Origin of the sequence: Ancylobacter radicis (genome assembly GCF_018449475.1) — a bacterium.
GTDB classification, from domain to species: domain Bacteria; phylum Pseudomonadota; class Alphaproteobacteria; order Rhizobiales; family Xanthobacteraceae; genus Ancylobacter; species Ancylobacter radicis.
In genome coordinates, this window is the sequence record NZ_JAHCQH010000022.1 from 87,097 (window position 1) to 110,937 (window position 23,841).

The following is a 23,841-nucleotide window of genomic DNA, read 5'->3' on the forward strand; positions in this document are numbered from 1 at the left end:
GCGCGTCATCCCTGTGCCGCGTGATCCGCCATGCTGTTCTTCGTTCTTGTCGCGCTGGCGAGCGGGCTGGCCTATCTCGTCCAGATGCTGGTGATGCCGGCCGCCGATCTGCCGTTCGCCATGGCATGGGGGCTGGCCGGGGGCCTGATGTTCGCGGGGGTCGATCACCTGCGCACGCCGCAGCGTTACCGGCCGATGCTGCCGCCCCTCGTGCCCTGGCCCGGCTTGGTCATTGCCTTCACCGGCCTGTGCGAGATTGCCGGCGCGGTGGGGCTGGTGCTGCCGCCAACCCGGCTCCTCGCGGGCTGGATGCTGGCGCTCTATTTCGTCTGCGTCTTCCCCGCGAATATCCGCAACGCGATCCAAGGCCTGGCCGTCGACGGCTTGCCGGGCGCGCGCTGGTATTACTGGCTGCGCCTGCCGTTCCAGCCGCTCATCATCTGGTGGGCGCTGTTCGCGGTGGGCATCACGCGCTGGCCATTCGCGGGCTGATTTTCAGTCGTGAATGGCGAAATGCGCGTCGACCGGCTTGCCGCCATTGATCGGCGTGATGTCCTGCGGGCAGGCGGAGAACACCACGACGCAGTCGCGCGCGGCGCGCAGCACCACCTTGTCGCCCGGCTTGCAGGGCGGTTCGCCCTGAACCAGCGTGAAGTCGGCGTCGATCGGGATGTTCATGAACAGGTTGAGCGGCTGGGGGATGTGGTGAAAATCCAGTCCCAGCTCGGCGAGCGCCTCCACCATGTTGTCCGCGCAGTTGCGATGATATTCGGTGCAGCCGAGGTGCTCGTAGCGCCAGCGGTCGCAGGCGGCCATGATGGTGTCGTGGATGCCGGAGGAGGTGTCCGCCTCCATCATCAGGATCGGCTCGCGGCGATTGGTCCACAGCGTCTGGCCGATGGCGGGCATCAGCCGGCCATTCTGCACCCGCGTATGCTCCATCGACATGAAGTGATCGAGGTCTTCCACGCAGAACGCCCAGGTGTCGACCACCTGCGTCCCGTGGGTGTTGATGACCTCGACGGCCTGTCCCGCCGAGAGGCGGACGGCCTTGCCGTGGCGGGCGGGAATGGTCTCGATCGGCATGACGGCCTCACACGGGGCGGACGCGACGCCGCGCGGCCCAGCGCGGCTGATCGCAGATATGGGCGAGGAACTCGATGACGGTGACGGCGCCGAGATAGGCGGTGACGCCGGTGCCGACATCAAGCGGCGGATTGACCTCGACGAAGTCGAAGGCGACGACCTCGTAATTCTCGGCGATGGCCTTCAGGCTGTCGCGCAGTTCCGGGTAGCTCATGCCGTTCGGCTCGGCCGAGACGCAGCCCGGCACCAGCGACATGTCGAGCGCGTCCACGTCGATGGAGACATAGACCTTCGATTCCCTCGGCAGCAGCGTGCCGATGCCGGCCGGGCCGATGGCGCGGAACTCGCCCATCGGGATGATCCGGTTTCCGTCGGCCTCGACATCTTCCATCATCGGCCGCGCCGAGCGCAGGCTGCGAATGCCGATCTGGGTGAGGCTCAGCTTGGTCGGCAGCGCGTTGATGTGCCGGAAGGCGTGGCCATTGGTGTAGCGCAGCCCGCCGTCAATATCGGCATAGTCGCTATGGGCGTCGAAGTGCAGGACGTGGACCGGCTGCTCCAGCGCGCGGAAGATCGGATAGGTGATCGAGTGATCGCCACCCAGCACCACGGGCATGGCCCCGGCGGCGAGGATCGCCTTCACGTCGCGGGTGATGTTGGCGAAGGTGGCTTCCACATTGGTCGGCTGCACGTCGACATCGCCGCAGTCGACGATGCGTCCGCCCGCGAGTTCCTCGACGAGATAGGATCGCTTCGTTTCCGGGTCGTAGATGCCGGAAGTGCCGAAGCGCAGCGAATGCTCGCGCAGCGCGCGGGGCGCCATGCGCGAGCCGGGCAGGAAGGGCGAACCCTCGTCGAACGGCACGCCGAGCACGGCAATGTCGGCGTCGATGGCGCCGAAATCCTCGACGATGCGCGAGCGCAGGAAGCTCGGTATGCCGACATAGGGGCGGTTGACGCGGGACATGGCAGCTCCGTCAGGCGAGGGGAGGGGCCGGGCCGTCGCGATGCGACAGCACCAGATCGAGAAAGCCTTTGAGCCGCGGATCGCGCGGCGCGTCGATGAGCTGGCGCGCCGGCCCTTCCTCGACGATGCGGCCGTGATCCATGAAGGCGATCCGGTCCGCCACATTGGCGGCAAAGCCGATCTCATGGGTGACCACCAGCATCGTCGTGCCGGCCTCGGCGAGCTGGCGCAGCACCGCCAGCACCTCGCCCACGAGTTCGGGATCGAGCGCGGATGTGGGCTCGTCGAACAGCATCAGCGCCGGGTCCATGGCGAGCGCGCGGGCGATGGCGACGCGCTGCTTCTGCCCGCCGGACAGCGAATGCGGGTAGCGTTCCGCACGGTCGGCCAGGCCAAGGCGGGCGAGCAGGTCGCGGGCGCGGCGTGTCGCCTCCTCGCGGGGGCGCTTCAGCACCACGATTTGCGGGCGAACGATGTTCTCCAGCGCGGTCAGATGCGGCCAGAGGTTCAATTGCTGGAAGACGAGGCCGATCCTCGGACGGATGCGGTCGATCTCCCGTCCGCTCTGCCGGCGCACCACGGCGCCGATGCGCTCGCGGCCGAAGGGCTGGCCGGCCACCTCGATGAAGCCGTCATCGGGCTGTTCCAGCCAGGTCAGGCAGCGCAAGAAGGTGCTCTTGCCACAGCCGGAGGGACCGATCAGGGCGACGATCTCGCCCGGCTGGATCTCCAGATAGACCGAGTCCAGGGCCGTGGTGCCACGGAACTGCTTGGTCAGGCCTTCGACCTTGAGGGCCAGCGTCGCGGTCATCGCGCGGGCCTCCGTTCGAGCGAGAGGTAACGGTCGGCGATCGGGTTGCGGGTGACGCTCTGGCGCTGGGCGAGGCCGACGCGGGCCTCCAGCCGGCGCGAGGTTTCGGCGATGACGATGGCGATCATCCAGTAGATCAGCGTGATCGCGGCGAAGACCTCGAACGGGGCGAAGGTGTTCCCCTGGATCACCAGGCCTTGATAGGTCAGTTCCGGCACGGTGATGGAGGAGAGCACGGCGCTTTCCTTCATCATGGTCAGCGTCATGTTGGTCGAGGGCGGGATGATGGTGCGCAGGACCTGAGGCGCCACCACGTTCCACATGGCCTGTGCCGGCGACATGCCGATGGCGCGGGCGGATTCGAACTGGCCGCGCGGCAAGGCGAGGATCGCGGCGCGCACGATCTCGGAATAATAGGCGCTGACGAAAAGCGAGAGCGCCAGCGTTCCGGCAAACAGCGCGGGCATCCGCACGCCGCTGAAGGGCAGGCCGTAATAGACCAGGAACAGGATGATGATGAAGGGGATGTTGCGCAGCACCTCGACATAGGTGCCGGCGATGGCGCGCAGCGTCCGGCTCCGCGCCATTCCCAGCAGGGCCACGCCGATGCCCAGCAGGTAGCCGAGGACGAGCGCCATGACGGTGATGCGGATGGTGAGCCAGGTGCCCTGCAGCAGCAGTTCCCAGTAATCGAGCAGCATCCACGGATCGAAGCGCATGGCTCAGGCCCTCGAGACGGCGTAGCGGGCTTCGGCGAATTTGCCGACAAGGCTGATGACCAGATTCATCACCAGGAAGATCAGCGCGGCGCCGAGCAGCGTCTCGAAGGGGCGGTAGCTGGCGGCGGAAATCTGCTGGGCGGTGCGCAGCACTTCGACCACGGTGATGACGGAGAGCAGCGCCGTGCCCTTCACCACGATGGTCGCCTCGTTGATGAGGACCGGAATGACCCGCCGGAACAGCTGCGGCAGCACAACCTTGTACCAGATGGCGCGCGGCGGCAGGCCGAGCGCGGTCGACGCCTCGATCTGGCCGGGGTCGATGGTGGCCAGCCCGCCGCGCAGCGTCTCGGAAACGAAGATCATCGAATTGAAGGCGATGGCGGCGACACCGGCGACTTCCGGCCTCATGTCGAGGCCGACCGAGGGCAGCACGTAATAGGCGATGAAGATCTGGATCAGCAGCGGCGTGCCGCGCACGAAGCTGATGACGACGGCGATCACCTCATTGACCACCGGGAGCTTGGCGGCGCGCAGGATGGTGAGTCCGGTGCCGAGCAGCACCGACAGCGCCATGATGATCAGCGCGAGGCGGATATTGACCAGCGAGGCATCGATCAGCCGCGGCATCACGGAGAGGAGATACTCGAAATTGAACTTCAAGGTCGATCATCTCCTCTCGCGTTCAGGCAGGGTGCCGGCTGGCGGGTGTCACTCCGCGCCGGGCGGCAGGTAGCCGGAATCCGGGATCTTCATCTCGAAGCCGAACCACTTCATCTGCAGGGCGGCGAGGCGGCCATCGTCGCGCATCTTCTTGATCGAGGCGGAGATGGCGTCGCGCAGATCCTTGTCGTCCGGGCGGGTGACCCAGGCGAGATAGGGGTAGCCGCCATCCTTCGGGGTGGCGATGGCCAGCTCGAACAGGTCCGGCTTTTCCTTCACCGCTACCGCAAGCGCCGGCAGCGACTGCATGACGGCGTCGACCTCGCCATTGGCGAGCGCGACATAGGCCTCGGGGAAGGCGGTGAACAGCTTGAGTTCCTTGAAACCCGTGCCGCCGGCGGCCTTGAGCTTCTCGTCGAGGGCGCGCGCCACCGGCTCGGTGGATGAGGCGAGCTGGGTGGCCATCACCTTGCCGTTGAAGTCCTCGATCTTGGCGATGGCGTCGCCCTTGCGCTTCATCGTGTAGGGCATGCCGTCGGCGATCGGGAAGGTGTAGGCGTAACGCTTGGCCCGCTCCTCATTGATGCCGACCGTGGTCGCGACGAAATCGAACTTGCCGGCCAGCACGCCCGGCAGGATGCCCTGCCAGGGCAGGTCGAGCTGGTTGAGCTTCTTCACGCCGAGATCCTGCACCACCACGGCGAGGATGTCGGCGCCATAGCCGACGATCTTGCCGTCCTTCACGAATTCGAAGGGCGGGAAGGCGGCCTCGGTGCCGACCGTGACCTCACCGGTGCGCTTGATCTTCTCCAGCGTCGTCTCGGCGGCGGCGGGCAGGGCAAGCGTGGTGGCGCAGGCGGCGCCGGCCACGAGCATGAGCATTCTGCGGCACATCAGTGACATGGAACGGCCCTCTGGTTTTCGTGTCGTTGGGTGAAAGGATGTTCCCAGGCGCGGTCGGGGGTCCTCGCCGGGGAACGGCACGCGCACGCTTGCCCCTCAGGGGGCTTCGATCGTCGAAGGGTCGATCTTCGGCGCGTCGAAATAGTTGGCCCGCACGGCGGCGCCGATCAGGTTCACGATGAGCCGGCCGGCGGTGATGCAGCTGATCATGTTCACATCGCTGGATGGGGTGATCTCGACGATGTCCATGCCCATCACCCGTCCCTTGGCGACAAGGCCGTGGATGAGCTTGCGCACCTGGTGGAAGGTCAGCCCGCCCGGCGCCGGGCCCTCGACCGCCGGCATGACCGACGGGTCGAGCCCGTCGGCATCGACGGTGATGTAGTATTTGCCGCCGTCCGGGATGCGGGCGAGCACCGCCTCGATGCCGCTGTCATGTACCTCGAAGGCCGGAATGATGTTGGCGCCATAGGCCAGCGCCGCCTCGACCTCTTCGGGCCGGCCGGAGCCCTGAGCCCGGATGCCGATCTGGAAGATGTCCGTGATGTGGGCCATCTCGGAGGCGCGGCGGATCGGGCTGGAAAGACCGTCGGTGACCCCGTTCACATGGTCGCGCCAGTCGATATGGGCATCCACCTGGATGAGCGTGATCGGCCCGTGATCCTCGAAGGCGCGCAGGATCGGGATCGGGATGCCATGGTCGCCGCCGAGCGTGATCGGCATGGCGCCAGCTTTGAGAATCTTGCGGACGGCCTGCTCGGCCCGGACATAGTGGCTCGTCAGGTCGGTCATGTCGGCCGGCACATTGCCGACGTCGACCGCCTTCACCGCCCGGTTGTCGTAGATCGGCCCGCCGACGTCGAAATCGTGGCGCTGGAGATGGCGCGAAATGCGGTCGGTCATCGCGCGCACCGCGTCCGGGGCCTTGGACTGGTCGTTGGTGATGGCGCCGGCATGATAGGCGCTGCCATAGGGAATGCCGAGAAAGGCGATATGGGCGTCCAGCGCATCGAGATCGGTCGAGATCGGCGCGTACAGGAAGCTCTGGTGAGCCTTGGACGGCTCGACGGTGAGCGGCAGAACCATGGGACCTCCCAGCGGTCGGAGCGGCGGCATGGCCGACGATCCTTCCGCGACGTGAATTTCCGGGCGCAGCCTGACTGCGGATTTTCACGGTAGGCGCCCTGCGTAGGATTAAAAATGTCGCAGATCGAACCCATGCTTGTATAATGTGCAACATGGATGCTGTGACCCCGACCTCCGTGCCGCCGCTGACCGAGAGCGACCTCCGGCTCCTGCGCATATTCCGCAGCGTGGCCGAAGCTGGAGGGCTGACTGCGGCCGAGCGCGCGCTCGGCATGGAACGCTCCACCATCAGCCGCCACCTGCAGACGCTGGAAGGCCGGCTTGGCGCCCGGCTGTGCCTGCGCGGCCCTGCCGGTTTCGAGCTGACCGAGTTCGGCCGCTGCGCGCTGGAAGCGGCGATAAGCGCGTCGGAGGCGCTGGAGGCGCTACGCCACGATCTGAATCTGGCGCGCCATGTGATGACCGGCGAACTGCGGATCGGGGTCGCCGACAATTGCCTGTCCAACCCGCATTCGGCCTTCGCCGCCTCGCTGGCGCGGTTCCGCGAGATGGCGCCGGATGTGACGGTCAATCTCTCGATCAAGCTGCCGGGCGACATCCTCACCGGCCTGCAGGACAAGAGCCTGCATCTCGGTGTCACCGGCGCCGCGCCGGGGGTGGAGCGGCTGCGTTTCGAGCCGCTCTTTCTGGAGGATTTCCGCCTTTATGCCTGTCGGCGCGAGGGCCCGCCGCCATCCCGCGCCGATCTGGCGCGCCAGGGTTATGGGCTCGTCACCCGCACGAACGACCAGCGCACGCAGATGGCGGCGCGTGAGCTGAAGCTGGAACGCACCGCCATGGCTTTCGGGCTGGAGGCCGTGGCGACGCTGCTGGTCAGCGGAGGTTTCGTGGGCTTCCTGCCCGTCCACTATGTCGCGGCATGGGCGTCGATCTACCGCTTTGTCGAGGTGCGCGACGCGCAGGACCTCGCCTATGACACGATCTTCTCGCTGGTCACGCTGAAGGACCGCCCGCCGCCGCCGGCCGCGGTGCTGCTCGCCCGCATTCTGCGCGAGGAGCACGGCGCGGAAAAGCGCGCCCTGGCGCATCGTTTCGCGCTGGCGGGAGGTGCCGTCGCGGTTGACTAGCGATCCGGCACGCGCCGTCATCCGGGCACCCGAAAGGTGAGGTATTCAGGCGCCGCACTTGCGCGGACAAGCCGTGCTAGCCATGCTTCGCCGTGGCCAGGGACAGAATGATCGTATGTGGCGGATACCCGAGCATCCCGCGAACGAGGCCGAACGGCTGGCGGTCCTGAATGCCCTCGCCATCATGGATTCGCCCCGCGATGAGCGGTTCGACCGGATCGCGTGGCTGGCCCAGTGCCTGTACGGGGCCGACGTCGCCTTTCTCAGCTTCATCGATGGCGACTTCCAATGGATGAAATCGGTCACGGCGGACGAGATCGCCCCGAGCATTGAGCGCAATCGCTCCGTCTGCCAGCACATCATCGCCTCCGGCGAACCGCTGATGTCGCCTGATCTGAAGAACGATCCGCGCTTTGATGGCCATCCGGTGGTGCCGCATCTGCCTTTTCGTTTCTATGCCGGCGTGCCGCTTCTCGTGTCGCCGGGGTTGGCGGTCGGCAGCCTGTGCGTGCTGCGGCGGGAGCCGGCGGCGGACACGCCCCCGTTCGATTCCGCGCCGCTGGAGGCGCTCGCCGCCGTCGCGGTCGATGCGCTCGATCTGTGGCGGCGCAACGAGGATCTGGCCCATGAAACACGTATCGATGCGCTGACCGGCCTCACCAATCGCCGCGGCTTCGACGAGGCTCTGGCCCGCATCGCCAGCCGCTGCGCGCGCACCAATGAGTCGCTGGCGCTGCTGATGATCGATGTCGATCACTTCAAGGCGATCAACGACGAACTCGGCCATGTGGCCGGCGACGAGGTGCTGCGGCGGCTCGGCCATGCCCTCGGCGCCGCTCGGGTGCGGCTCGAAGATGTCACGGCCCGCTATGGCGGCGAGGAGTTTGCCGTCATCCTGCCGGGCTCGGACTCAAAGGGCGCCCTGAGGGTGGGGGAGCGCATCCGGGAGGCGATCGCGGGGGCGTGCATAGAGCGGCCGGGAGGCACGCTCACGGTCAGCATCGGCATGGCTGTGCAGGATGGTGGCCATTGCGACGCGCGCGGGCTAGTCGCCGCCGCGGACGCCGCGCTCTATCAGGCCAAGCGCGAGGGCCGCGATCGCATCGTCGGGGCGGAAGCACGGACGGGCGCTGCGGGTTGAGGCGTATGGCAGTGCTGGCGTTCCAGAGCGTCTCACGGCAGCTCCGGTGGAACCGGCTCGCGCACGGTGAACGCCATGCCGAGGGCACTGACGCTTTGCACGTCGATGGTGACGCTGTCGCCGGAATCGAGAACCAGCGTTGCCCAACCGGTCGCCGAGGCACCGATCATCGCCGCCAGCTCTGCGACCAGTCGTCCGGCCCGCGGCCCGGCGGCGTGGGTGGCGTCGAGTTCGTAAGTGGCGGTGGCGGACCCGAAATCGGGTGCGCGTAGCCATCCGCGTCCGCTCCTCGCGGGGCGCTGCATCAGGTGAGCCCGCCAGTGGCGGGGCGGCCGGCGGCAAGAGGAAAGCCGGCGTCGCCGGGTCCGCTCACTTGGACTTCGCAGCCGTTCGGGGCGCCTTGGAGGCGGTCTTGACGGATTTGGTCGCCTTGGCAGCCGGCTCGGCGGCGGATTTGGCAATGCGCCGCGTCGTCACCGGCGGCGTGTCCACGGCTTCCTGCGCCAGGCGAGCCTGCCGCAGGCGCTCGGTCTTCGCCTCGCGCACGGCGACTTCCTGCTCGATCATCGACATGGCGATACGCGAGACGGCTTCCGCCTTGCTCTCGGTACGCGACAGGGTGGGCTTGAACAGGGTATCGCGGGTCAGCTTGGTCATCCCTCGTTCCCTTCAAAACAGAAAAGGCCGGGACGATCCCGGCCTTCCCAAAAAGTGTCTACCCGGCCGGACTTGCCAGGCCTGGGTAAGCAAGGATCACGCGGCCTGGAGGTTGCCGGCGGACTGCTTGCCGGTGCGGCGATCAGCCAGCACCTCGAAGGAGACCTTCTGGCCTTCGTTCAGGCTGGACATGCCAGCCCGCTCGACCGCCGAAATATGCACGAACACATCCGGGCCGCCGTTATCCGGCTGGATGAAACCATAGCCCTTCTGGCCGTTGAACCACTTCACAGTACCTGTCGCCATGACAAATTCCTTTCAGTCGACATAGATATTCAACCGCCCGCATACATACGGGCGTTCCGCTGGCATCGATTTGAGAGGAAGTTCGCCGACGCGCATCGCTGCGCAAAACAAAGTTCAACGTCCAAGATCGATGCAGATACCGTACAGGGTTGCAAGCCTTATTACAACCCCGACGGCGTCTTATTTTGCTTCGGAAGACGCGCCAAAGGGGGCGCCGCCGGCCGAGCCAGGACGCGCCGGGCGACCCGGAATCAGCTTCTTCTTCGGGGCGGCGATGAGCCCGTCGCGAACCGCCTGCTTGCGGGCGGCCTTGCGTGCGCGGCGGACCGCTTCGGCGTCTTCGCGATTGCGCCGCTCGGACGGCTTCTCATAGGAGCGCCGGGCCTTCATTTCCCGGAACACGCCTTCACGCTGCATCTTCTTCTTCAGGACGCGTAGAGCTTGGTCGACATTGTTGTCGCGGACAAGAACCTGCAAACCGTTTCCGATCTCATGCAGCCCGATAGGCGGCTGCCAATTCAAAAGGCCGGCCGACATGGCGGGCTGTTCCTATATGGGCCCATATGCCGGCTGAAGAAAGGGGTATGGCCGGAAAACGACTCATCGATGTCGTGATGGCGTAACAATTGATCTGTCCGCGCCCTCTCAGGAACCGGCGATGATCAGCTCAATACCGGCGCTCGCGATCGCCTTTACCATGGCGTCCGAGGGCTGCCTGTCGGTCACCAGCGTGTCGATCCGGCCGAGGCCGGCGACCTCGAACACGGCGCGGCGGTCGAACTTGCTGTGGTCGGCCAGGACCGTCACCTGGTCGGCGCGCTCGATCATCGCCTTGGCGATCTCGGCTTCCTGAAGGTCGAAATCCATCACGCAGGTCGGGTCGATGGCGCCGATCGTCAGCACCGCGTGGCGCGCGCGGAACTTGCCGATCTGTTCCAGCGCCAGCGGTCCCAGGCTTTCGCCGGCATCGGCGCCATAGGCGCCGCCGATCAGGAACACCTTGTGACTGTGATTGGAGGCCAGCGTCGCGGCGATCCGCGGGGCGTTGGTGATCGTGACGAGGGCGGGCACCGCCACCAGCGCCTCGGCGAAGGCGATGGTGGTGCTGCCGGTGTCGATAAAGATCGAATCCTCCGGCCGGAACAGGCGCGTCGCGGCGGCCGCGATCAGTTTCTTGGCTGCCGCATTCTGCGCCACACGCTGCGCAAACGGCCATTCCTGCTCCGCCACCGGCGGGAGCACGGCAAGGGCGCGCGCGCCGCCATGGAACCGGCGCAGCCGGCCGGCGGCGTCGAGGCGGGTGAGATCGCGGCGCACCGTCTCGCGCGACATGCCCAGATGCTCGGCCAGCGCCTCCACGCTCAATTCGCCGGAGCGTTCGAGCAGCGCAAGGATGCGGTCATGGCGCGAGGGTGTCGGCACGGCGTGTCCTCATGGTCATTCCCGCCAAGGGCGGGCGGCAATCGCTCGCCGGGTCGGTCCCGCGGAGGCCTCCGGCTGGCCTATGCGACCTTCGTATGGGTCTGGATGTCGGCGTCAATGCGACAAGGTCGTTGCACGCAGGCGACGTGGCCCCAGACTGCCTGCTCCGTTGTGAGGGTTTGACGGCAAAAATAGACCGATCGGGCATAAAACGCCAGCTTAATTCGACCATTCGGTCAATACCGCAGCCAGTATGTGGCTGAACGGTCATTTTTCGCCAGAAACGGGCTTCCCCTCGGTCGCGAAAACGGTACAGTGCTTGCTAGTGCAAGAAAAGCGGGCAGGCATGTTTGGTGTGCACCGCAGCACGAGGGGACGGCGAATGAACCGGCTTTCGACACTTCCTGCCTGAAGGCGGAGATGGCGCACTTCGCCGCCGGCACGGCCGGCGCTGCGGCGTCCATCCTGTCTTGCCCGCGGCGATGGCGGCGGGCGGGGAGCGCGATAGCGGACATCAACGGAGCAAAAGCGTGACGGCGGACGAGGCAAAACGAGCAGGGGAGGGCGCCTGGGGGGTAGCGGCCCGCTATGTGCGGGTGGTGGACGGCCTGTCCAATTATGTCGGCTATCTCGCGGCGTCGCTGATCTTCTTCATGGGTGGCACGCTGTTGTTCGATGCGGTGATGCGCAACGTTGTGAAAATGCCCGTGCATTGGGCGGTGGAACTCACCCAGTTCACCCTCGCCGCCTATTACTTCATGGGCGGGCCGTTCACGCTGCGCAACAACGAGCATGTGCGGATGGACCTCTGGTATTCCACGCTCTCCGAGCGCGGCAAGGCCAAGATGGACCTGATCACCGTCTGGTGCCTCATCTTCTATCTCGGGGTGCTGCTGGCGGGCTCGATCTCCAGCCTGCAATACGCCATCGCCACCAATGAGAAGCGGTTCTCGATCTGGAATCCCTCGGTCATTCCGATCAAGGCGCTGCTGACCGCCTGTCTCGTCCTGATGCTGCTGCAGGCCTTCTCGCTGGTCATCAAGCACATCTTCACGCTGCGCGGGGAGAAGATCTGATGACTTACGAGATGATCGCGCTGCTGATGTTCGCCTCGATGGTGGTGGCGCTCATCAGTGGACAGCTTGTCTTCGCCGGCATCGGCTTCGTCGCCTCGGCGGCGGCTCTGATGCTCTATGGCCCCGGCGCCATCGACCTGCCGTTCAACCAGGTGTTCAAGCTGTTCAACTGGTACGCCATGCTGACGCTGCCCATGTTCATCTACATGGGCTACATCCTGGCGGAGTCCGGGATCGCGGAAGACCTGTACCGAGCCTTGCACGTCTGGTTCGGTCGGTTCACCGGTGGCCTCGCCATCGGCACCATCTTCCTGATGGTCATCATCTCCGCGATGAACGGCCTCTCGGTCGCCGGCATGGCAATCGGTGCCACCATCGCACTGCCGGAGATGATCCGCCGCGGCTATGACAAGGTGCTGATCTCGGGCGTGGTGCAGGGCGGTTCCTCGCTCGGCATTCTCATCCCGCCCTCGGTCGTGCTGGTGCTCTACGGCATGATCGCCCGCCAGCCGGTCTCCAAGCTGTGGTTCGCCGGCGTCGGCCCCGGCCTGCTGATGGCGGCGCTGTTCATCATCTACATCTATGTGCGGGTGAAGCTGAACCCGAAGCTCGCGCCGGCGCTGACCGATGACGAGCTGAACATGCCGCTGCGCGAGAAGCTGGCCTTGGCGCGGGCGGGCATCATTCCCTTCGTCATCTTCTTCTTCATGACCGGCCTATTCGTCTTCGGCGTCACCAGCCTGGTCGAGAGTTCGGCCGTCGGCGCCGCCTCCGCCACGCTCGCGGCGGTGGTCAAGGGTCGGTTCACCTGGCCGATCATCCGCGACACCGCGCTGAAGACGCTGAACGTCTCCTGCATGTTCATGTGGCTGATCCTCGCCGCCCTGGCGTTCGGCACGGTGTTCGACGGGCTCGGCGCGGTGAAGGCGATCGAGTTCCTGTTCGTCAAGCAGTGGGATCTCAACCCCTGGACCATCATCATCATGATGCAGCTCAGCTTCATCGTGATGGGGATGTTCCTCGACGACACGGCGATGCTGGTCATCGTCGCGCCGCTCTACATCCCGCTGGTGAAGGCGCTGGATCTCGGCTTCGACAACCAGCTGATCTGGTACGGCATCCTGTACACGATCACCTGCCAGATCGCCTACATCACCCCACCCTTCGGCTACAATCTGTTCCTTATGCGCTCGCTGGCGCCAAAGGAAATCTCGTTGATCGACATCTACCGGTCGATCTGGCCGTTCGCCGCGATCATGTTCTTCACCATCATCATCCTGATGGTCTTCCCGCAGATCGCGCTCTGGCTGCCGGCCCACATGAACGTCAAGGGCTGACGCCTCGCCCTCTCCACGACCTTCCAAAAAACCAGAGGAGAAACCAATGACCGACATCAAGAAGCCCGTGCAGAAGAAGGTGGACCCGGCCGCCGACACGATCCTCGCCAGCCGCCGCAACTTCATGGCCAAGGCCGGCCTCGGCGCCGGCGCGGCGCTTGCCAGCACCACGCTCGCGGCCCCGGCGGTGATCGCCCAGACCGGGCCGATCAAGTGGCGTCTGCAGACCTATTCCGGCGCGCCGCTCGGCGCCCACGTCATCAAGCCGCAGATCGACGCCTTCAACGCCGCCGCCAATGGCGAGATGGTGATCGAGCTCTATTACGCCGACCAGCTGGTGCCGACCTCGGACCTGTTCCGCGCGCTCCAGTCCGGCACGCTCGACGCGGTGCAGTCGGACGAGGCGACCATGGCCTCGCCGGTCGATATCGCGGTATTCGGCGGCTACTTCCCCTTCGCCACCCGCTACAGCCTCGATGTGCCCGCCCTGTTCCGCTACTACGGCCTCAAGGAAATCTGGGAAGAGGCCTATGCCGAGGTGCCGAACGTCACCTGGCTGTCGACCGGCGCCTGGGACCCGCTGCACATCTTCACCGTGAACAAGCCGATCAAGAGCCTCGCCGATATGAACGGCCTGCGCGTCTTCGGCGTGCCGACCGCCGGCAAGTTCCTGTCGAAGTACGGCCTCGTGCCGGTGACCATCCCGTGGGACAACGTCGAGGTCGCGCTCCAGACCGGCGAACTCGACGGCGTGGCATGGTGCGGCTTCACCGAGGCCTATGAGGTTGGCTGGGCGGATGTGTGCAACTACGCGCTCTCCAACTCCGTCACCGGCGCCTGGTTCGGCAGCTACTTCGCCAACTCCCCGAGCTGGGCGAAGGTGCCGCCGCATCTCAAGGAGCTGTTCCTGATGAGCATCGACCAGTCCCATTACTACCGCGACGTCTGGTACTGGGGCGGCGAGGCGAAGCTCCGCGTGGAAGGCAACAAGATGGAGCTGACCCAGCTCCCGTCGGCCGACTGGGCCAAGGTGGTCGACGATTCCAAGGGCTTCTGGGACGAGATCGCCGCTTCCAGCCCGCGCGCCGGCAAGGTGGTCGCGGCCTTCAAGAAGTACGACGAGACCATGAAGAAGGCCGGCTACCCCTATCGTTGATCGCCTTATCGAACCTCGCGGCTCCGCCTCCGGGCGGGGCCGCATGGCCTGAGCTGCCGCTCGGCCTTCGCGTGACGCGACGGACAGGATCCGGCGCGTGCTGACAGGAAAGGAGCGCGCATGCGCCCCGCAACACCCCCTTGTGCCACCGACGATTACGACCTCGCCATCATCGGCGCGGGTGTCGTCGGCTGCGCGGTCGCCCGGCGCTTTGCCCTCGCCGGGGCAAAAGTCGTGGTGATCGAGAAGGGCAGCGACATTCTCTCCGGCGCCTCCAAGGCCAACAGCGCCATTCTGCACACCGGCTTCGACGCGCCGCCGGACAGTCTCGAACTGGAGCTGGTGAAGGCCGGCCGCGCCGAATATCTCGCCGACCGCGAAAGTCTCGGTCTGTCGCTGGTGGAAACCGGCGCGCTGGTCTGCGCCTGGACGCCGGAGGAGGCCGGCAGGCTGGAGGCCATCGCCGCGCAGGGCCACGCCAATGGCGTGGAGGGCCTCACGCTGATGACCGCATCGCAGGCCCGCGCCACGGTGCCGGGCCTGTCCGGGCGGCTGGTCGCCGCGCTGGAGGTGCGCGACGAGCACATCATCGACCCATGGACCGCCCCGCTCGCCTATCTCACCCAGGCGGTGGCGCTCGGCGCGCGCCTGTTGCGCCAGGCCGAGCTGCTCGCCGGCCGCTATGAGGGCGGCTGGCATCTGACGACGAGTGCGGGCGACATCCGCGCCCGCGCCGCGGTCAACGCCGCCGGCCTCTATGGTGACGAGGTGGACCGCCGGCTCGGCTTTGCCCCCGATTTCGAGATCCGCCCGCGCAAGGGCCAGTTCGTGGTGCTGGACAAGGCGGCGTTCGGCCATGTGCCGCGCATCCTGCTCCCGGTGCCGACCGAGATCACCAAGGGCGTGGTGGTCTGCCCGACGGCCTTCGGCAATGTGCTGATCGGCCCGACCGCCGAAGAACAGGATGACCGCGTGCGCGCCACCGTCGAGCGGGAGGCGCTGGAGGCGCTGCTGGCGCGCGGCGCGCAGATCGTGCCGGCTCTGGCCGCCATTCCCGTCACCGCCGTCTATGCGGGGCTTCGCCCGGCCACCGAGAAGAAGCACTACCGCGTCACCACGCGGCCCGAGCAGCGTGCCATCACCCTGGGCGGCATCCGCTCGACCGGGCTGTCCGCCGCGCTGGGTCTGGCCCAGCACGCCCTGAGACTGCACGACGCCTTCGGCCTGCCGGCGCGCCCACGGGTCGATCCCCCGCCGGTGACCCTGCCCAATCTGACGGAGACAGGCGCGCGCGACTGGCAGCAGCCCGGCCATGGCGAGATCGTCTGCCATTGCGAGCTGGTGACGCGCCGCGAGATCGAGGCGGCGTTCGACAGCACCGTGCCGCCCGGCGATTTCGGTGGCCTGCGGCGGCGCACCCGCGCCGGCATGGGGCGCTGCCAGGGGTTCTACTGCAATGCCCGCCTGGCCGAGATGAGCCGGGGACGGCTCGCCGTGCCGCTGGCGGTGGAGGATCGGGACGAGGCATGAACGACGCCGATGTCATCGTGATCGGCGGCGGCCCCGCCGGTATCGCGGCGGCGGTGGAACTGCGCCGCGCCGGTGTTCCCCGCGTCATGCTGCTCGACCGCGAGCCGCAGCTCGGCGGCGCCACCCGCCATTGCAGCCATTCGCCGTTCGGCATGCGCGAATTCGGCCGGGTCTATCTCGGCGCCGCCTATGGCCGCCGGCTGACGGCGGAGGCGACGCGGGCAGGTGTCGATGTCCGCACCGGCCACAGCGTCGTGCGGCTCGATGAAGGCGGGCGGCTGGACATCGCCACGCCCGAGGGCCTGGGCACGCTGACCGCCCGCCGCATTCTCGTTGCCACCGGCGCGCGCGAGAGGCCGCGCGCCGCGCGCCTCATCTCCGGGGACCGGCCGGTCGGCGTCGTCACCACCGGCACGCTGCAATCCTATGTCGCCTTTCATGGCCTGATGCCGTTTACCCGGCCGCTGATCGTCGGTTCGGAACTGGTGAGCCTGTCCGCTCTGCTCACCTGCCTCGGCCATGGCGCCCGCCCGGTGGCGATGGCCGAGCCATTCCCGCAGGCACTGGCGGGGGCGCCGTTCAGCTGGTTTCCCGCGCTCGCCCGCGTGCCCTTCCATCGCGGCACCGAACTGGTCGACATTCGCGGCACCGGCCGCGTCGAGGCGGCGACGCTGCGCCATGGCGATGGACGCCTGGAGACGCTGGCCTGCGACGGCGTGCTGCTCACCGGTCGCTTCACCCCGGAATCGGCGCTGTTCCTCGCCTCGCCGGTCGGCCTTGATCCTGGCAGCGCCGGCCCGGCCGTGGACCAGGACGGACGCACCCTCGATCCCGTCTGCTTTGCCGCCGGCAATCTCCTGCGCGCGGTGGAGACCGGGGGCTGGTCGTTCCGCGAGGGACAGGCGGTCGGCCGGGCGCTGGCGCGCGATCTGGCCGCCGATCCCTGCGCCACGGCGCCGATTCCGGTCGGTTTCGAGGAGCCGATCAAGCTCGTCGTCCCCAGCCTGTTGCGCCCGACCGGACAGAAGGCGGCGCTCGCCGACTTCCAGCTGCGTGTCACGCGGGCGGTGCGCGGCCGCCTGTCGCTCGAACTGGACGGGCGCGAGGTGTGGGCGACGGTTCGGCAGTTTCTGCCGGAACGGCGCATCCTCGTGCCGATCCCGCCCGCCGCCTTCGCCGCCGGCTCGGTGCGGTTCCGCCTGCGGGAGAATGTATGATGCGCGTCGCCGCCATCGACCAGGGCACGACCTCGACCCGCTGCCTCACCGTGGAGGCGGACGGCACCGCCCATGTGGCGGGCGCCCGTGGGCACGCCCAGTCCCATCCCGCGCCCGGCTGGGTGGAGCATGATCCCGAGGAACTGCTCGCCAATATCCGCGCCGTGCTGGCCACTGCCGGTCCGGTCGACGCGATCGCGCTCGCCAATCAGGGCGAGAGCTGCCTCGCCTGGGACGCGCTGACGGGAACGCCGCTCTCCCCGGTCATCGTCTGGCAGGATTCCCGCACCGCCACCTATCTTGCGGGCCTTGGCGAGGATGTGAGTGCCCGCTCGCAGGCGATCTGCGGTCTGCCGCTCGATGCATATTTCTCCGCCAGCAAGCTGGGCTGGCTGATGCGCAACAATCCCGTGGTCGCCGCCGCCCACGCCGCCGGACGGCTGCGGCTGGGCACCACGGACGCGTTTTTTCTCGACCGGCTGACCGGCACCTTCGCCACCGATCTCGCCACCGCCTCCCGCACCGGCCTGCTCGATCTCAGCAGCGGAAAATGGAGCCCGCAGCTCTGCGCACTGCATGGCGTGCCGCTGGCGACCCTGCCGCCGATCCGCGCCGTGGATGCGGGCTTCGGCCTGCTGGACGGCGTGCCGCTCAAAGCGTCCATCGTCGACCAGCAGGCGGCGCTCTATGGCCATGGCGGCCGCTGGCCGGGCGATGTGAAGATTACCTTCGGCACCGGCGCCTTTCTGCTGGCGGTGACGGGCCGGTCGCGGCCGGAGGCGCCGGGGCTCCTGCCGACCGTCGCCTGGCAGCGCGTCGATGAAGCGCCGGTCTATGCCCTTGAGGGCGGTGTCTATGATGCTGGCGCGGCGCTGGAATGGCTGCGGCGCCTCGGGCTCTACGCGGCGCCGGAGGAACTCGACGGCTTCGAGGGGCCGTCGGCGCTGAGCCGCGGGCTGGTCTTCGTGCCGGCGCTGTCCGGCCTTGCGGCGCCCTATTGGGACCGGCGGGCGGCGCCGCTGTTCATCGGCATGGACGCGGCGACGGACCGGCGCGACCTCGTGCGCGCGGCACTGGAAGGCATCGCCCTGCTCACCGTCGGGCTGATCGACGCCGCCGCCGCCCATGTCGGGTCGATCCAGACCCTGTCGATTGATGGCGGCCTGTCGCAAAGCGGCTATTTCACCCGCTTCCTCGCCGCCGCGTCGGGCCGCGCCGTCCGCGTGCCGGCGCTGCACGAGATGACGGCGCTCGGCCTTGCCGAACTGTGCGGGGCCGATGTCGGCGCCGCGCGGGCCGCTGCCCATGTGCTCCAGCCGGATGGTTCGGTGACGGGGGAGCATCACCGGCGCTTCGCCGAGGCCGTCGCCCGCAGCCGCGACTGGCGCTGAGCGCCGGGCTCGCCACGGGAGCTTATTGCGGTCCGGCGATCCGCATGTCATATCTCAAGACATGTTGAGATATTGAGGCGTTCCATGGATGAAGCGCGTGCCATCGACGCCTTTGGCGCACTGGCCCAGGAGACGCGGCTGCGGATCGTGCGCCTGCTGGTCACCGCCGGGCCGGAAGGTCTTCCCGCCGGTGTCATCGGCGAGGCGATGGGGGGCGCCTCCTCCTCCCGCATGTCCTTCCATCTGAGCCAGCTTGAGCAGGCGGGGTTGGTCACCTCCCGGCGGGAGGGGCGCTCCATCCTCTACAACGCCACCTTTCCCGCACTGGCGGAGCTGATCGAGTTTCTGATGCGCGATTGCTGCCGGGGCCACCCGGACGTGTGCCGGCCGGCTGTGGCGGCCCTGTCCGGCGCTGCCGGTTCTGAGGCCGTGAGGGCCGCTGTGCCTGACAAGGGCGCGCCAACCAGCGCGGCGTGAGAGAGGGATCATGGACGTCGTCATCTATCACAACCCCGCCTGCGGCACCTCGCGCAACGCGCTGTCCCTCATCCGCGCAGTCGGCATCGAGCCCCATGTGGTGGACTATCTGAAGTCGCCGCCCGCCCGTGCCCTGCTGCAGCAACTCGTGGCCCGCATGGCCCTGCCGCTACGCGCCCTGCTGCGCGAGAGGGGTACGCCTTTCGCGCAGCTCGGCCTTGCCGACCCCGCCTTGACCGACGCGCAGATCATCGACGCGATGATGGCGCATCCGATCCTGATCAACCGGCCCATCGTGGTCACGCCGCTCGGCGTCAAGCTCTGCCGCCCGTCCGAGACGGTGCTCGACATTCTGCCCTTCGCGCCCCGCGAGGATAGGGTCCGGGAGGACGGCTCACTGTTCCTGCGCGATGAGCAGATCGGCGCGGGCGAGCCGCGGCTGGCCAAGGCGCTGCGCGAGGCGGGATTGCCGACGCAGGATTTGCGCGAAAGCCCCGGCCGGTTCTACAGCTTCCGCACGCTGGGCGGCCGCCTCATCGGCTATGGCGGCTTCGAGCTCTATGGCACCGATGTGCTGCTGCGCTCGCTCCTCGTGACGGAGAGCGGGCGGGGGCAGGGTGCCGGCCGCAACATGGTTCTGCTGCTGATGAGCCGGGCCTTCGACCTTGGCGCCCGCACGGCCTGGGTGCTGACCACCGATGCCGCGCCCTATTTCGAGACGATCGGCTTCACCCGCCACGCCCGCGAGACGGCGCCGCCTGCCATCGCCGGCTCGCCTCAGGCCGCGGGAATCTGCCCCGCCTCCGCCATCCTGCTGTCCCGTTCCATCGCGCTCTGAGGCATCCCATGTCGATCGTCGACCCCTCTCTCACGCACCGGCCGGCGACCCCGTCGGCGCCGCTCATCCGCACGGGCGGCGCCGCGCCCGCCAACGCTTCGCTCCCGGAGGCATGGTGATGACGGACGATCTCCCCAATCTCGTCGAGGCGCTGGTTGTGACGCCCGCCGCGGCGCTTCTGCGGGCCGAGCCTTCCACCCACGCGCCGCGCATCCTGCTGCTCTACGGGTCGCTGCGCGAACGCTCCTACAGCCGGTTTCTGACGCTGGAAGCGGAACGGCTGCTGCGCCATTTCGGTGCCGAGACGCGGGTGTTCGACCCGGAGGGCCTGCCGCTGCCGGACGGTGCGGGCGCCGACCATCCCAAGGTGCAGGAGTTGCGCGAGTTGTCCCTGTGGTCGGAGGGGCAGGTCTGGGTCAGCCCCGAGCGCCACGGCGCGATGACGGCGGTGATGAAGGCGCAGATCGACTGGATCCCGCTCGCCCTCGGCGCCATCCGCCCGACGCAGGGGCGCACGCTCGCGGTGATGCAGGTCAGCGGCGGCTCGCAGAGCTTCAACGCGGTGAACCAGATGCGCGTGCTCGGGCGCTGGATGCGGATGATCACCATCCCGAACCAGTCCTCGGTCGCCAAGGCGTTCGAGGAGTTCGACGAGGCCGGGCGCATGAAGCCCTCGCCTTATTATGACCGCGTGGTCGACGTGATGGAGGAACTGGTGAAGTTCACCCTGCTCACCCGCGATGTCTCCGCCCATCTGACCGATCGCTACAGCGAGCGCAAGGAAGCGGCGCAGACGCTGGCGGCGCGGGTCGGTCTCGCCGCGATCTGAGCCGGCCGACCGGTCGGCGCCCGCCGGAGCGGGCGCCGGGGATCGGTGGATCAGGCGGCGCGCACCGTGTCGAGGAAGCGTTGCAGTTCCGCCTCCAGCTGGCGGGCCTGCTCGTTGAGCGCGGAGGACGCGCTGAGCACCTCGCCCGCCGCCGCGCCGGTCTGCTTGGCGGTGTTCGCCACATCGGTGATGTGGCTGCTCACCGAGTTGGTCCCGCTCGCCGCCTGGTCGACATTGCGCACGATCTCGCGTGTCGCCATGCCCTGTTCCTCGACCGAGGTGGCGATGCTCGCCGCCACGTCGCTCATCTGCCGGATCTGCTGGCCGACGCCGAGGATCACGCCGACGGCATCCTTGGTGGTGTTCTGGATGGCGCGGATCTGGCCGGCGATCTCGTCGGTGGCCTTGGCGGTCTGGTCGGCCAGCGCCTTCACCTCGGAGGCGACGACGGCAAAGCCGCGGCCCGCCTCGCCGGCGCGGGCCGCCTCGATGGTGGCGTTGAGCGCGAGCAGGTTGGTCTGGGCGGCGATGTTGTTGATCAGTTCGACCACATCGCCGATCCGCGCCGCGCCCTGGGCGAGTTCCTGCATCACCTCGCCGGTCTTCTCGGCTTCCTTGACCGCATTGGCCGACATCGCCGCCGACTGTTCGACCTGGCGCGAAATCTCGTCCACCGAAGCGCCGAGTTCCTCGGCCGAGGAGGCGACGATGATCACGTTGGTGGAGGCTTCCTCCGCTGCCGCGGCCACCGCCGTCGATTGCGAGGAGGTCTGGTCGGCGGCCGACGACATCTGCTCGGCGGTGCGATAGAGCGTGTCGGAGGCGGTCGTGACCTGCGTCACGATGCTGCCGACGCTCGCCTCGAACTGGCCGGCGAGTTCCATCATCCCCTGCTTGCGCTCAAGCTCGGACCTGCGGCGGGCCTCTTCCGCCTCGCGTTCCATCTCGGCATTGCGCACCAGCCCATCCTTGAACACGAGCAGCGCCTTGGCCATCGACCCGATCTCGTCCTGGCGGCCGGTGCCCGGCACCTCGACGGTGAGAGCGCCGCCGGCCAGTTCCTGCATGGTGCGGGTGAGCTGGGAAATCGGCCGGACCACCCGGCGGGCGACCACGACCAGCCCGGTACCGGCAAGACCCAGCGCCACGATCAGCAGCGCGCCGTAGAAAAGGGCGGCTTTCTCGGCCTTCGCTTCGGTCGCCTGCGCGGTCGCGGCGAGATTGTCGAGCGCCACGCCGGCAATGTCGGCGATCGTGCCGAGGGTGGAATCAACTCCCGCGCGCCAGCCGGCGAGGTCGACATCGGGCGCCTGGCCCTGCGTCATCAGGCCGGCGAGGCGGTCGCGCATGGTGCGGAAGGAACCGCCGAAATAGAGGCTCTGGGCGGTGTCGACCGCCTGCTTCAGGCTCTCCGGGGCGTTCGGCGCCGCCGCGATGTCGCGCACCGTCAGCCAGGCGAGATCCGCCTTGGCGTCATTGATGGTGAGCACGCGGATTTCGTCCGGGGTAAAGAAACGCTGCTTGGGAATGGCGGCGTTGAACAGCAGCGTGCTGATGCCGGCATGGTTGCGCGTGGTCCAGGCCATGGCGCGGGCCAGAATGAGCTGCGAGAGCGTCGGGTCGAGCGAGCGGATGCGGCTCTCAATGTCGGTGGCGGTCTTGTCGAGCGTCGCCAGCAGCTTGCCGCCGTCCTCCATCCAGGTCGGCGAGAATGTCTTGTCGCGGCCGGCAAGCGGCAGCTTGGCCTGCGCGTCGACCAGCAGGCGCTGCGCCTTCAGCTTCTGGTACTGCGCGTCCAGAGCGGCGCCGAGTTCCGGCAGGCCGGGCTGATCGGGCATGCCGTCGAGACCCGCAATGGCCGCCTCAATGCCGCTTGTCACCTTGAGGCGCCGGGCGGCGATATTATCGACGCTGCGCCCATTCGCACCGGTGTCAAGGGTCAGCGCCGAATTCGATTCGCCGCGCTCGAAACGGAAATTGGCGAGCGCCTCGAACACGGAACGGTCGATCTCCGCCAATCTGGTGACCTCTCGCGCCGCGACGAGCGTGCGGTAGGACGTCTGAAGCGCCTCGATGCACAGGACCGCCAGCATCAGGCTGAGGATGGCGAACAGGGAGAGCAGGGTGGCCTTGATAGAGATGCGCATCTTTCGCCCTATCTGAAATGTCTGGCCGCAGGAAACAGGGTTAGGCTGTTTCGAGGCTTGCGGAGCGGTGCCACGTTCGCCGCTGCCCTTGCCGCGCCGCCGGACTTGCTTGCCTTCGGCGCGGCGGCACGGCAGACACTGGATGGCTTGAGACGACTCTCCCATGATCATGGCTCTCACCATGTGCGGACAAGGGCTATGCTATCCGCTGGACTTCTGCAGGACAGGTAATGGACCCGAGAGCCGAGCACGCGGCGGTCGAAGGGCCGATCGACATCCTTCTGGTCGAGGACGACCTGCCGACGCTTGAGCGTCTGCGCGACGCGCTGGATGCCGCCGGCGAATTCGTCGTGACCAGCGTCGCCACCCTCGCCGAGGCGATGGCGAAGCTCGATGCCGGCATGCCGCGCATTCTGCTGACCGACCTGCAATTGCCGGATGGTCACGGCATCGAGCTGATCCGGCGGGTGCGCCGCGCGTCGCCGGGCACGGATATCATGGTCATTTCCATCCTCGGCGACGAGGAAAGCGTGATCGCCGCCATCACGGCGGGAGCGACCGGCTATCTGCTCAAGGACGCGGTCCCGACCGACGTCGCCGCCACGGTGCGCGAGCTGGCGCAGGGGCATTCGCCGATCTCCGCCTCCATCGCCCGCTACATCGTGCGCCGCACCCAGGCGAGCGGACAGGCCCATGCGGAGGCCGAACGCCGTCCCGCCCTCAACACCGCCAAACTGACCGCCCGCGAGATCGACATTCTCTGGGGCATCGCCAAGGGCTTCAGCTACGCCGACATAGCCGAGCATCTCGGCCTGTCGCGCCAGACAGTGCCCGGCCACATCAAGAACATCTACCGCAAGCTTGAGGTGAACACCCGCGGCGAAGCGGTGTTCGAGGCCGTGCAGCAGGGGCTCATCCGGCTGTGAACGAGCCGGCGGGGCGTGCCGCCCCCTTG

The 23,841-nt window shown here is 67.6% G+C and carries 26 protein-coding genes; 13 read left to right on the plus strand and 13 right to left on the minus strand.

What is annotated here, in order from left to right; genetic code table 11:
- Nucleotides 1-30: 30 nt before the first annotated feature.
- Nucleotides 31-492 (plus strand): DoxX family protein, encoded by a 462-nt coding sequence (locus tag KIP89_RS18225; protein ID WP_250152633.1) that lies wholly within the window; start codon nt 31-33, stop codon nt 490-492.
- 3 nt (nt 493-495) lie between these two features.
- Here KIP89_RS18225 and KIP89_RS18230 read toward each other — a convergent pair whose 3' ends face one another.
- From KIP89_RS18230 to KIP89_RS18260, 7 genes are all read right to left on the minus strand, one after another.
- Nucleotides 496-1,086, minus strand: coding sequence for a DUF1989 domain-containing protein (locus KIP89_RS18230; protein ID WP_213757019.1), 591 nt, complete (start codon nt 1,084-1,086; stop codon nt 496-498).
- A gap of 7 nt (nt 1,087-1,093) precedes the next feature.
- On the minus strand, nt 1,094-2,053 hold the full coding sequence (locus KIP89_RS18235; protein ID WP_213757020.1) for an arginase family protein: 960 nt from the start codon (nt 2,051-2,053) through the stop codon (nt 1,094-1,096).
- Nucleotides 2,054-2,063: 10 nt separating this feature from the next.
- Complete coding sequence (locus KIP89_RS18240) at nt 2,064-2,864, minus strand: amino acid ABC transporter ATP-binding protein (protein ID WP_213757021.1); 801 nt, start codon at nt 2,862-2,864, stop codon at nt 2,064-2,066.
- Nucleotides 2,861-3,583 (minus strand): amino acid ABC transporter permease, encoded by a 723-nt coding sequence (locus tag KIP89_RS18245; protein ID WP_213757022.1) that lies wholly within the window; start codon nt 3,581-3,583, stop codon nt 2,861-2,863. Before KIP89_RS18245 ends, KIP89_RS18240 begins: the two co-directional genes overlap by 4 nt.
- 3 nt (nt 3,584-3,586) lie before the next feature.
- Entirely contained in the window at nt 3,587-4,246 is a 660-nt protein-coding gene (locus KIP89_RS18250; RefSeq protein WP_250152634.1) for an amino acid ABC transporter permease, read from the minus strand.
- 48 nt (nt 4,247-4,294) lie between these two features.
- Nucleotides 4,295-5,140: a transporter substrate-binding domain-containing protein gene (locus KIP89_RS18255; RefSeq protein ID WP_213757074.1), complete on the minus strand. Its 846-nt coding sequence runs from the start codon at nt 5,138-5,140 to the stop codon at nt 4,295-4,297.
- A gap of 105 nt (nt 5,141-5,245) precedes the next feature.
- Nucleotides 5,246-6,235: an agmatinase gene (locus KIP89_RS18260; protein ID WP_213757023.1), complete on the minus strand. Its 990-nt coding sequence runs from the start codon at nt 6,233-6,235 to the stop codon at nt 5,246-5,248.
- Between the two features lie 152 nt (nt 6,236-6,387).
- Between KIP89_RS18260 and KIP89_RS18265 the strand changes: the two genes are divergently transcribed.
- Together KIP89_RS18265 and KIP89_RS18270 are read left to right on the plus strand one after the other, a co-directional pair.
- Complete coding sequence (locus KIP89_RS18265; RefSeq protein WP_213757024.1) at nt 6,388-7,362, plus strand: LysR family transcriptional regulator; 975 nt, start codon at nt 6,388-6,390, stop codon at nt 7,360-7,362.
- A 115-nt stretch (nt 7,363-7,477) separates the two neighbouring features.
- The gene (locus KIP89_RS18270) at nt 7,478-8,503 is read left to right on the plus strand and encodes a GGDEF domain-containing protein (RefSeq protein WP_213757025.1); all 1,026 of its coding nucleotides are present in this window, start codon (nt 7,478-7,480) and stop codon (nt 8,501-8,503) included.
- A gap of 32 nt (nt 8,504-8,535) precedes the next feature.
- Here KIP89_RS18270 and KIP89_RS18275 read toward each other — a convergent pair whose 3' ends face one another.
- The 5 genes from KIP89_RS18275 to KIP89_RS18295 form a co-directional block, all read right to left on the minus strand.
- On the minus strand, nt 8,536-8,808 hold the full coding sequence (locus KIP89_RS18275; protein ID WP_213757026.1) for a hypothetical protein: 273 nt from the start codon (nt 8,806-8,808) through the stop codon (nt 8,536-8,538).
- 64 nt (nt 8,809-8,872) lie between these two features.
- Nucleotides 8,873-9,160: a hypothetical protein gene (locus KIP89_RS18280; RefSeq protein WP_213757027.1), complete on the minus strand. Its 288-nt coding sequence runs from the start codon at nt 9,158-9,160 to the stop codon at nt 8,873-8,875.
- Nucleotides 9,161-9,256: 96 nt separating this feature from the next.
- Nucleotides 9,257-9,466, minus strand: coding sequence for a cold-shock protein (locus tag KIP89_RS18285; RefSeq protein ID WP_213757028.1), 210 nt, complete (start codon nt 9,464-9,466; stop codon nt 9,257-9,259).
- A 180-nt stretch (nt 9,467-9,646) separates the two neighbouring features.
- On the minus strand, nt 9,647-9,943 hold the full coding sequence (rpsU, locus tag KIP89_RS18290; protein ID WP_213757075.1) for a 30S ribosomal protein S21: 297 nt from the start codon (nt 9,941-9,943) through the stop codon (nt 9,647-9,649).
- A gap of 168 nt (nt 9,944-10,111) precedes the next feature.
- Nucleotides 10,112-10,888, minus strand: a complete 777-nt coding sequence (locus KIP89_RS18295) for a DeoR/GlpR family DNA-binding transcription regulator (protein ID WP_213757029.1) — start codon at nt 10,886-10,888, stop codon at nt 10,112-10,114.
- Nucleotides 10,889-11,418: 530 nt separating this feature from the next.
- Between KIP89_RS18295 and KIP89_RS18300 the strand changes: the two genes are divergently transcribed.
- The 9 genes from KIP89_RS18300 to arsH all read left to right on the plus strand — a co-directional run bounded on the left by KIP89_RS18300 (nt 11,419) and on the right by arsH (nt 20,739).
- Nucleotides 11,419-11,964 (plus strand): TRAP transporter small permease subunit, encoded by a 546-nt coding sequence (locus KIP89_RS18300; protein ID WP_369807198.1) that lies wholly within the window; start codon nt 11,419-11,421, stop codon nt 11,962-11,964.
- Complete coding sequence (locus tag KIP89_RS18305; RefSeq protein ID WP_213757030.1) at nt 11,964-13,301, plus strand: TRAP transporter large permease; 1,338 nt, start codon at nt 11,964-11,966, stop codon at nt 13,299-13,301. Before KIP89_RS18300 ends, KIP89_RS18305 begins: the two co-directional genes overlap by 1 nt.
- 46 nt (nt 13,302-13,347) lie before the next feature.
- Complete coding sequence (locus tag KIP89_RS18310; RefSeq protein ID WP_213757031.1) at nt 13,348-14,457, plus strand: type 2 periplasmic-binding domain-containing protein; 1,110 nt, start codon at nt 13,348-13,350, stop codon at nt 14,455-14,457.
- Nucleotides 14,458-14,577: 120 nt separating this feature from the next.
- A complete protein-coding gene (locus tag KIP89_RS18315) occupies nt 14,578-15,987 on the plus strand; it encodes an NAD(P)/FAD-dependent oxidoreductase (RefSeq protein WP_213757032.1) in 1,410 nt (469 codons plus the stop codon).
- Nucleotides 15,984-17,204 (plus strand): NAD(P)/FAD-dependent oxidoreductase, encoded by a 1,221-nt coding sequence (locus KIP89_RS18320; RefSeq protein WP_213757033.1) that lies wholly within the window; start codon nt 15,984-15,986, stop codon nt 17,202-17,204. Before KIP89_RS18315 ends, KIP89_RS18320 begins: the two co-directional genes overlap by 4 nt.
- Nucleotides 17,204-18,595, plus strand: coding sequence for an FGGY family carbohydrate kinase (locus KIP89_RS18325; protein WP_213757077.1), 1,392 nt, complete (start codon nt 17,204-17,206; stop codon nt 18,593-18,595). Before KIP89_RS18320 ends, KIP89_RS18325 begins: the two co-directional genes overlap by 1 nt.
- 84 nt (nt 18,596-18,679) lie before the next feature.
- Entirely contained in the window at nt 18,680-19,072 is a 393-nt protein-coding gene (locus KIP89_RS18330) for an ArsR/SmtB family transcription factor (protein WP_213757034.1), read from the plus strand.
- Nucleotides 19,073-19,082: 10 nt separating this feature from the next.
- Nucleotides 19,083-19,910: an arsenate reductase (glutaredoxin) gene (gene arsC, locus KIP89_RS18335; protein ID WP_213757035.1), complete on the plus strand. Its 828-nt coding sequence runs from the start codon at nt 19,083-19,085 to the stop codon at nt 19,908-19,910.
- A 118-nt stretch (nt 19,911-20,028) separates the two neighbouring features.
- Nucleotides 20,029-20,739 carry an arsenical resistance protein ArsH gene (arsH, locus tag KIP89_RS18340; protein WP_213757036.1) on the plus strand — a complete coding sequence of 237 codons (711 nt, stop codon included), beginning with the start codon at nt 20,029-20,031 and terminating at the stop codon, nt 20,737-20,739.
- A gap of 50 nt (nt 20,740-20,789) precedes the next feature.
- Here the strand turns inward: arsH and KIP89_RS18345 are convergent, their stop codons facing one another.
- Complete coding sequence (locus KIP89_RS18345; protein WP_213757037.1) at nt 20,790-22,886, minus strand: methyl-accepting chemotaxis protein; 2,097 nt, start codon at nt 22,884-22,886, stop codon at nt 20,790-20,792.
- Nucleotides 22,887-23,116: 230 nt separating this feature from the next.
- On the opposite strand from KIP89_RS18345, the gene KIP89_RS18350 reads away from it, so the two are divergent.
- The gene (locus KIP89_RS18350) at nt 23,117-23,812 is read left to right on the plus strand and encodes a response regulator (RefSeq protein WP_213757038.1); all 696 of its coding nucleotides are present in this window, start codon (nt 23,117-23,119) and stop codon (nt 23,810-23,812) included.
- The last annotated feature ends 29 nt before the right edge of the window (nt 23,813-23,841 follow it).

What these genes read in the sequence shown, in the direction of transcription:
- KIP89_RS18225 (WP_250152633.1), top strand. Translation starts at nt 31, where the DNA reads ATGCTGTTCTTCGTTCTTGTCGCGCTGGCGAGCGGGCTGGCCTATCTC.
- KIP89_RS18230 (WP_213757019.1), bottom strand. Translation starts at nt 1,086, where the DNA reads ATGCCGATCGAGACCATTCCCGCCCGCCACGGCAAGGCCGTCCGCCTC.
- KIP89_RS18235 (WP_213757020.1), bottom strand. Translation starts at nt 2,053, where the DNA reads ATGTCCCGCGTCAACCGCCCCTATGTCGGCATACCGAGCTTCCTGCGC.
- KIP89_RS18240 (WP_213757021.1), bottom strand. Translation starts at nt 2,864, where the DNA reads ATGACCGCGACGCTGGCCCTCAAGGTCGAAGGCCTGACCAAGCAGTTC.
- KIP89_RS18245 (WP_213757022.1), bottom strand. Translation starts at nt 3,583, where the DNA reads ATGCGCTTCGATCCGTGGATGCTGCTCGATTACTGGGAACTGCTGCTG.
- KIP89_RS18255 (WP_213757074.1), bottom strand. Translation starts at nt 5,140, where the DNA reads ATGTGCCGCAGAATGCTCATGCTCGTGGCCGGCGCCGCCTGCGCCACC.
- KIP89_RS18260 (WP_213757023.1), bottom strand. Translation starts at nt 6,235, where the DNA reads ATGGTTCTGCCGCTCACCGTCGAGCCGTCCAAGGCTCACCAGAGCTTC.
- KIP89_RS18265 (WP_213757024.1), top strand. Translation starts at nt 6,388, where the DNA reads ATGGATGCTGTGACCCCGACCTCCGTGCCGCCGCTGACCGAGAGCGAC.
- KIP89_RS18270 (WP_213757025.1), top strand. Translation starts at nt 7,478, where the DNA reads ATGTGGCGGATACCCGAGCATCCCGCGAACGAGGCCGAACGGCTGGCG.
- KIP89_RS18275 (WP_213757026.1), bottom strand. Translation starts at nt 8,808, where the DNA reads ATGCAGCGCCCCGCGAGGAGCGGACGCGGATGGCTACGCGCACCCGAT.
- KIP89_RS18280 (WP_213757027.1), bottom strand. Translation starts at nt 9,160, where the DNA reads ATGACCAAGCTGACCCGCGATACCCTGTTCAAGCCCACCCTGTCGCGT.
- KIP89_RS18285 (WP_213757028.1), bottom strand. Translation starts at nt 9,466, where the DNA reads ATGGCGACAGGTACTGTGAAGTGGTTCAACGGCCAGAAGGGCTATGGT.
- KIP89_RS18305 (WP_213757030.1), top strand. Translation starts at nt 11,964, where the DNA reads ATGACTTACGAGATGATCGCGCTGCTGATGTTCGCCTCGATGGTGGTG.
- KIP89_RS18310 (WP_213757031.1), top strand. Translation starts at nt 13,348, where the DNA reads ATGACCGACATCAAGAAGCCCGTGCAGAAGAAGGTGGACCCGGCCGCC.
- KIP89_RS18315 (WP_213757032.1), top strand. Translation starts at nt 14,578, where the DNA reads ATGCGCCCCGCAACACCCCCTTGTGCCACCGACGATTACGACCTCGCC.
- KIP89_RS18320 (WP_213757033.1), top strand. Translation starts at nt 15,984, where the DNA reads ATGAACGACGCCGATGTCATCGTGATCGGCGGCGGCCCCGCCGGTATC.
- KIP89_RS18325 (WP_213757077.1), top strand. Translation starts at nt 17,204, where the DNA reads ATGCGCGTCGCCGCCATCGACCAGGGCACGACCTCGACCCGCTGCCTC.
- KIP89_RS18330 (WP_213757034.1), top strand. Translation starts at nt 18,680, where the DNA reads ATGGATGAAGCGCGTGCCATCGACGCCTTTGGCGCACTGGCCCAGGAG.
- arsC (WP_213757035.1), top strand. Translation starts at nt 19,083, where the DNA reads ATGGACGTCGTCATCTATCACAACCCCGCCTGCGGCACCTCGCGCAAC.
- arsH (WP_213757036.1), top strand. Translation starts at nt 20,029, where the DNA reads ATGACGGACGATCTCCCCAATCTCGTCGAGGCGCTGGTTGTGACGCCC.
- KIP89_RS18345 (WP_213757037.1), bottom strand. Translation starts at nt 22,886, where the DNA reads ATGCGCATCTCTATCAAGGCCACCCTGCTCTCCCTGTTCGCCATCCTC.
- KIP89_RS18350 (WP_213757038.1), top strand. Translation starts at nt 23,117, where the DNA reads ATGGACCCGAGAGCCGAGCACGCGGCGGTCGAAGGGCCGATCGACATC.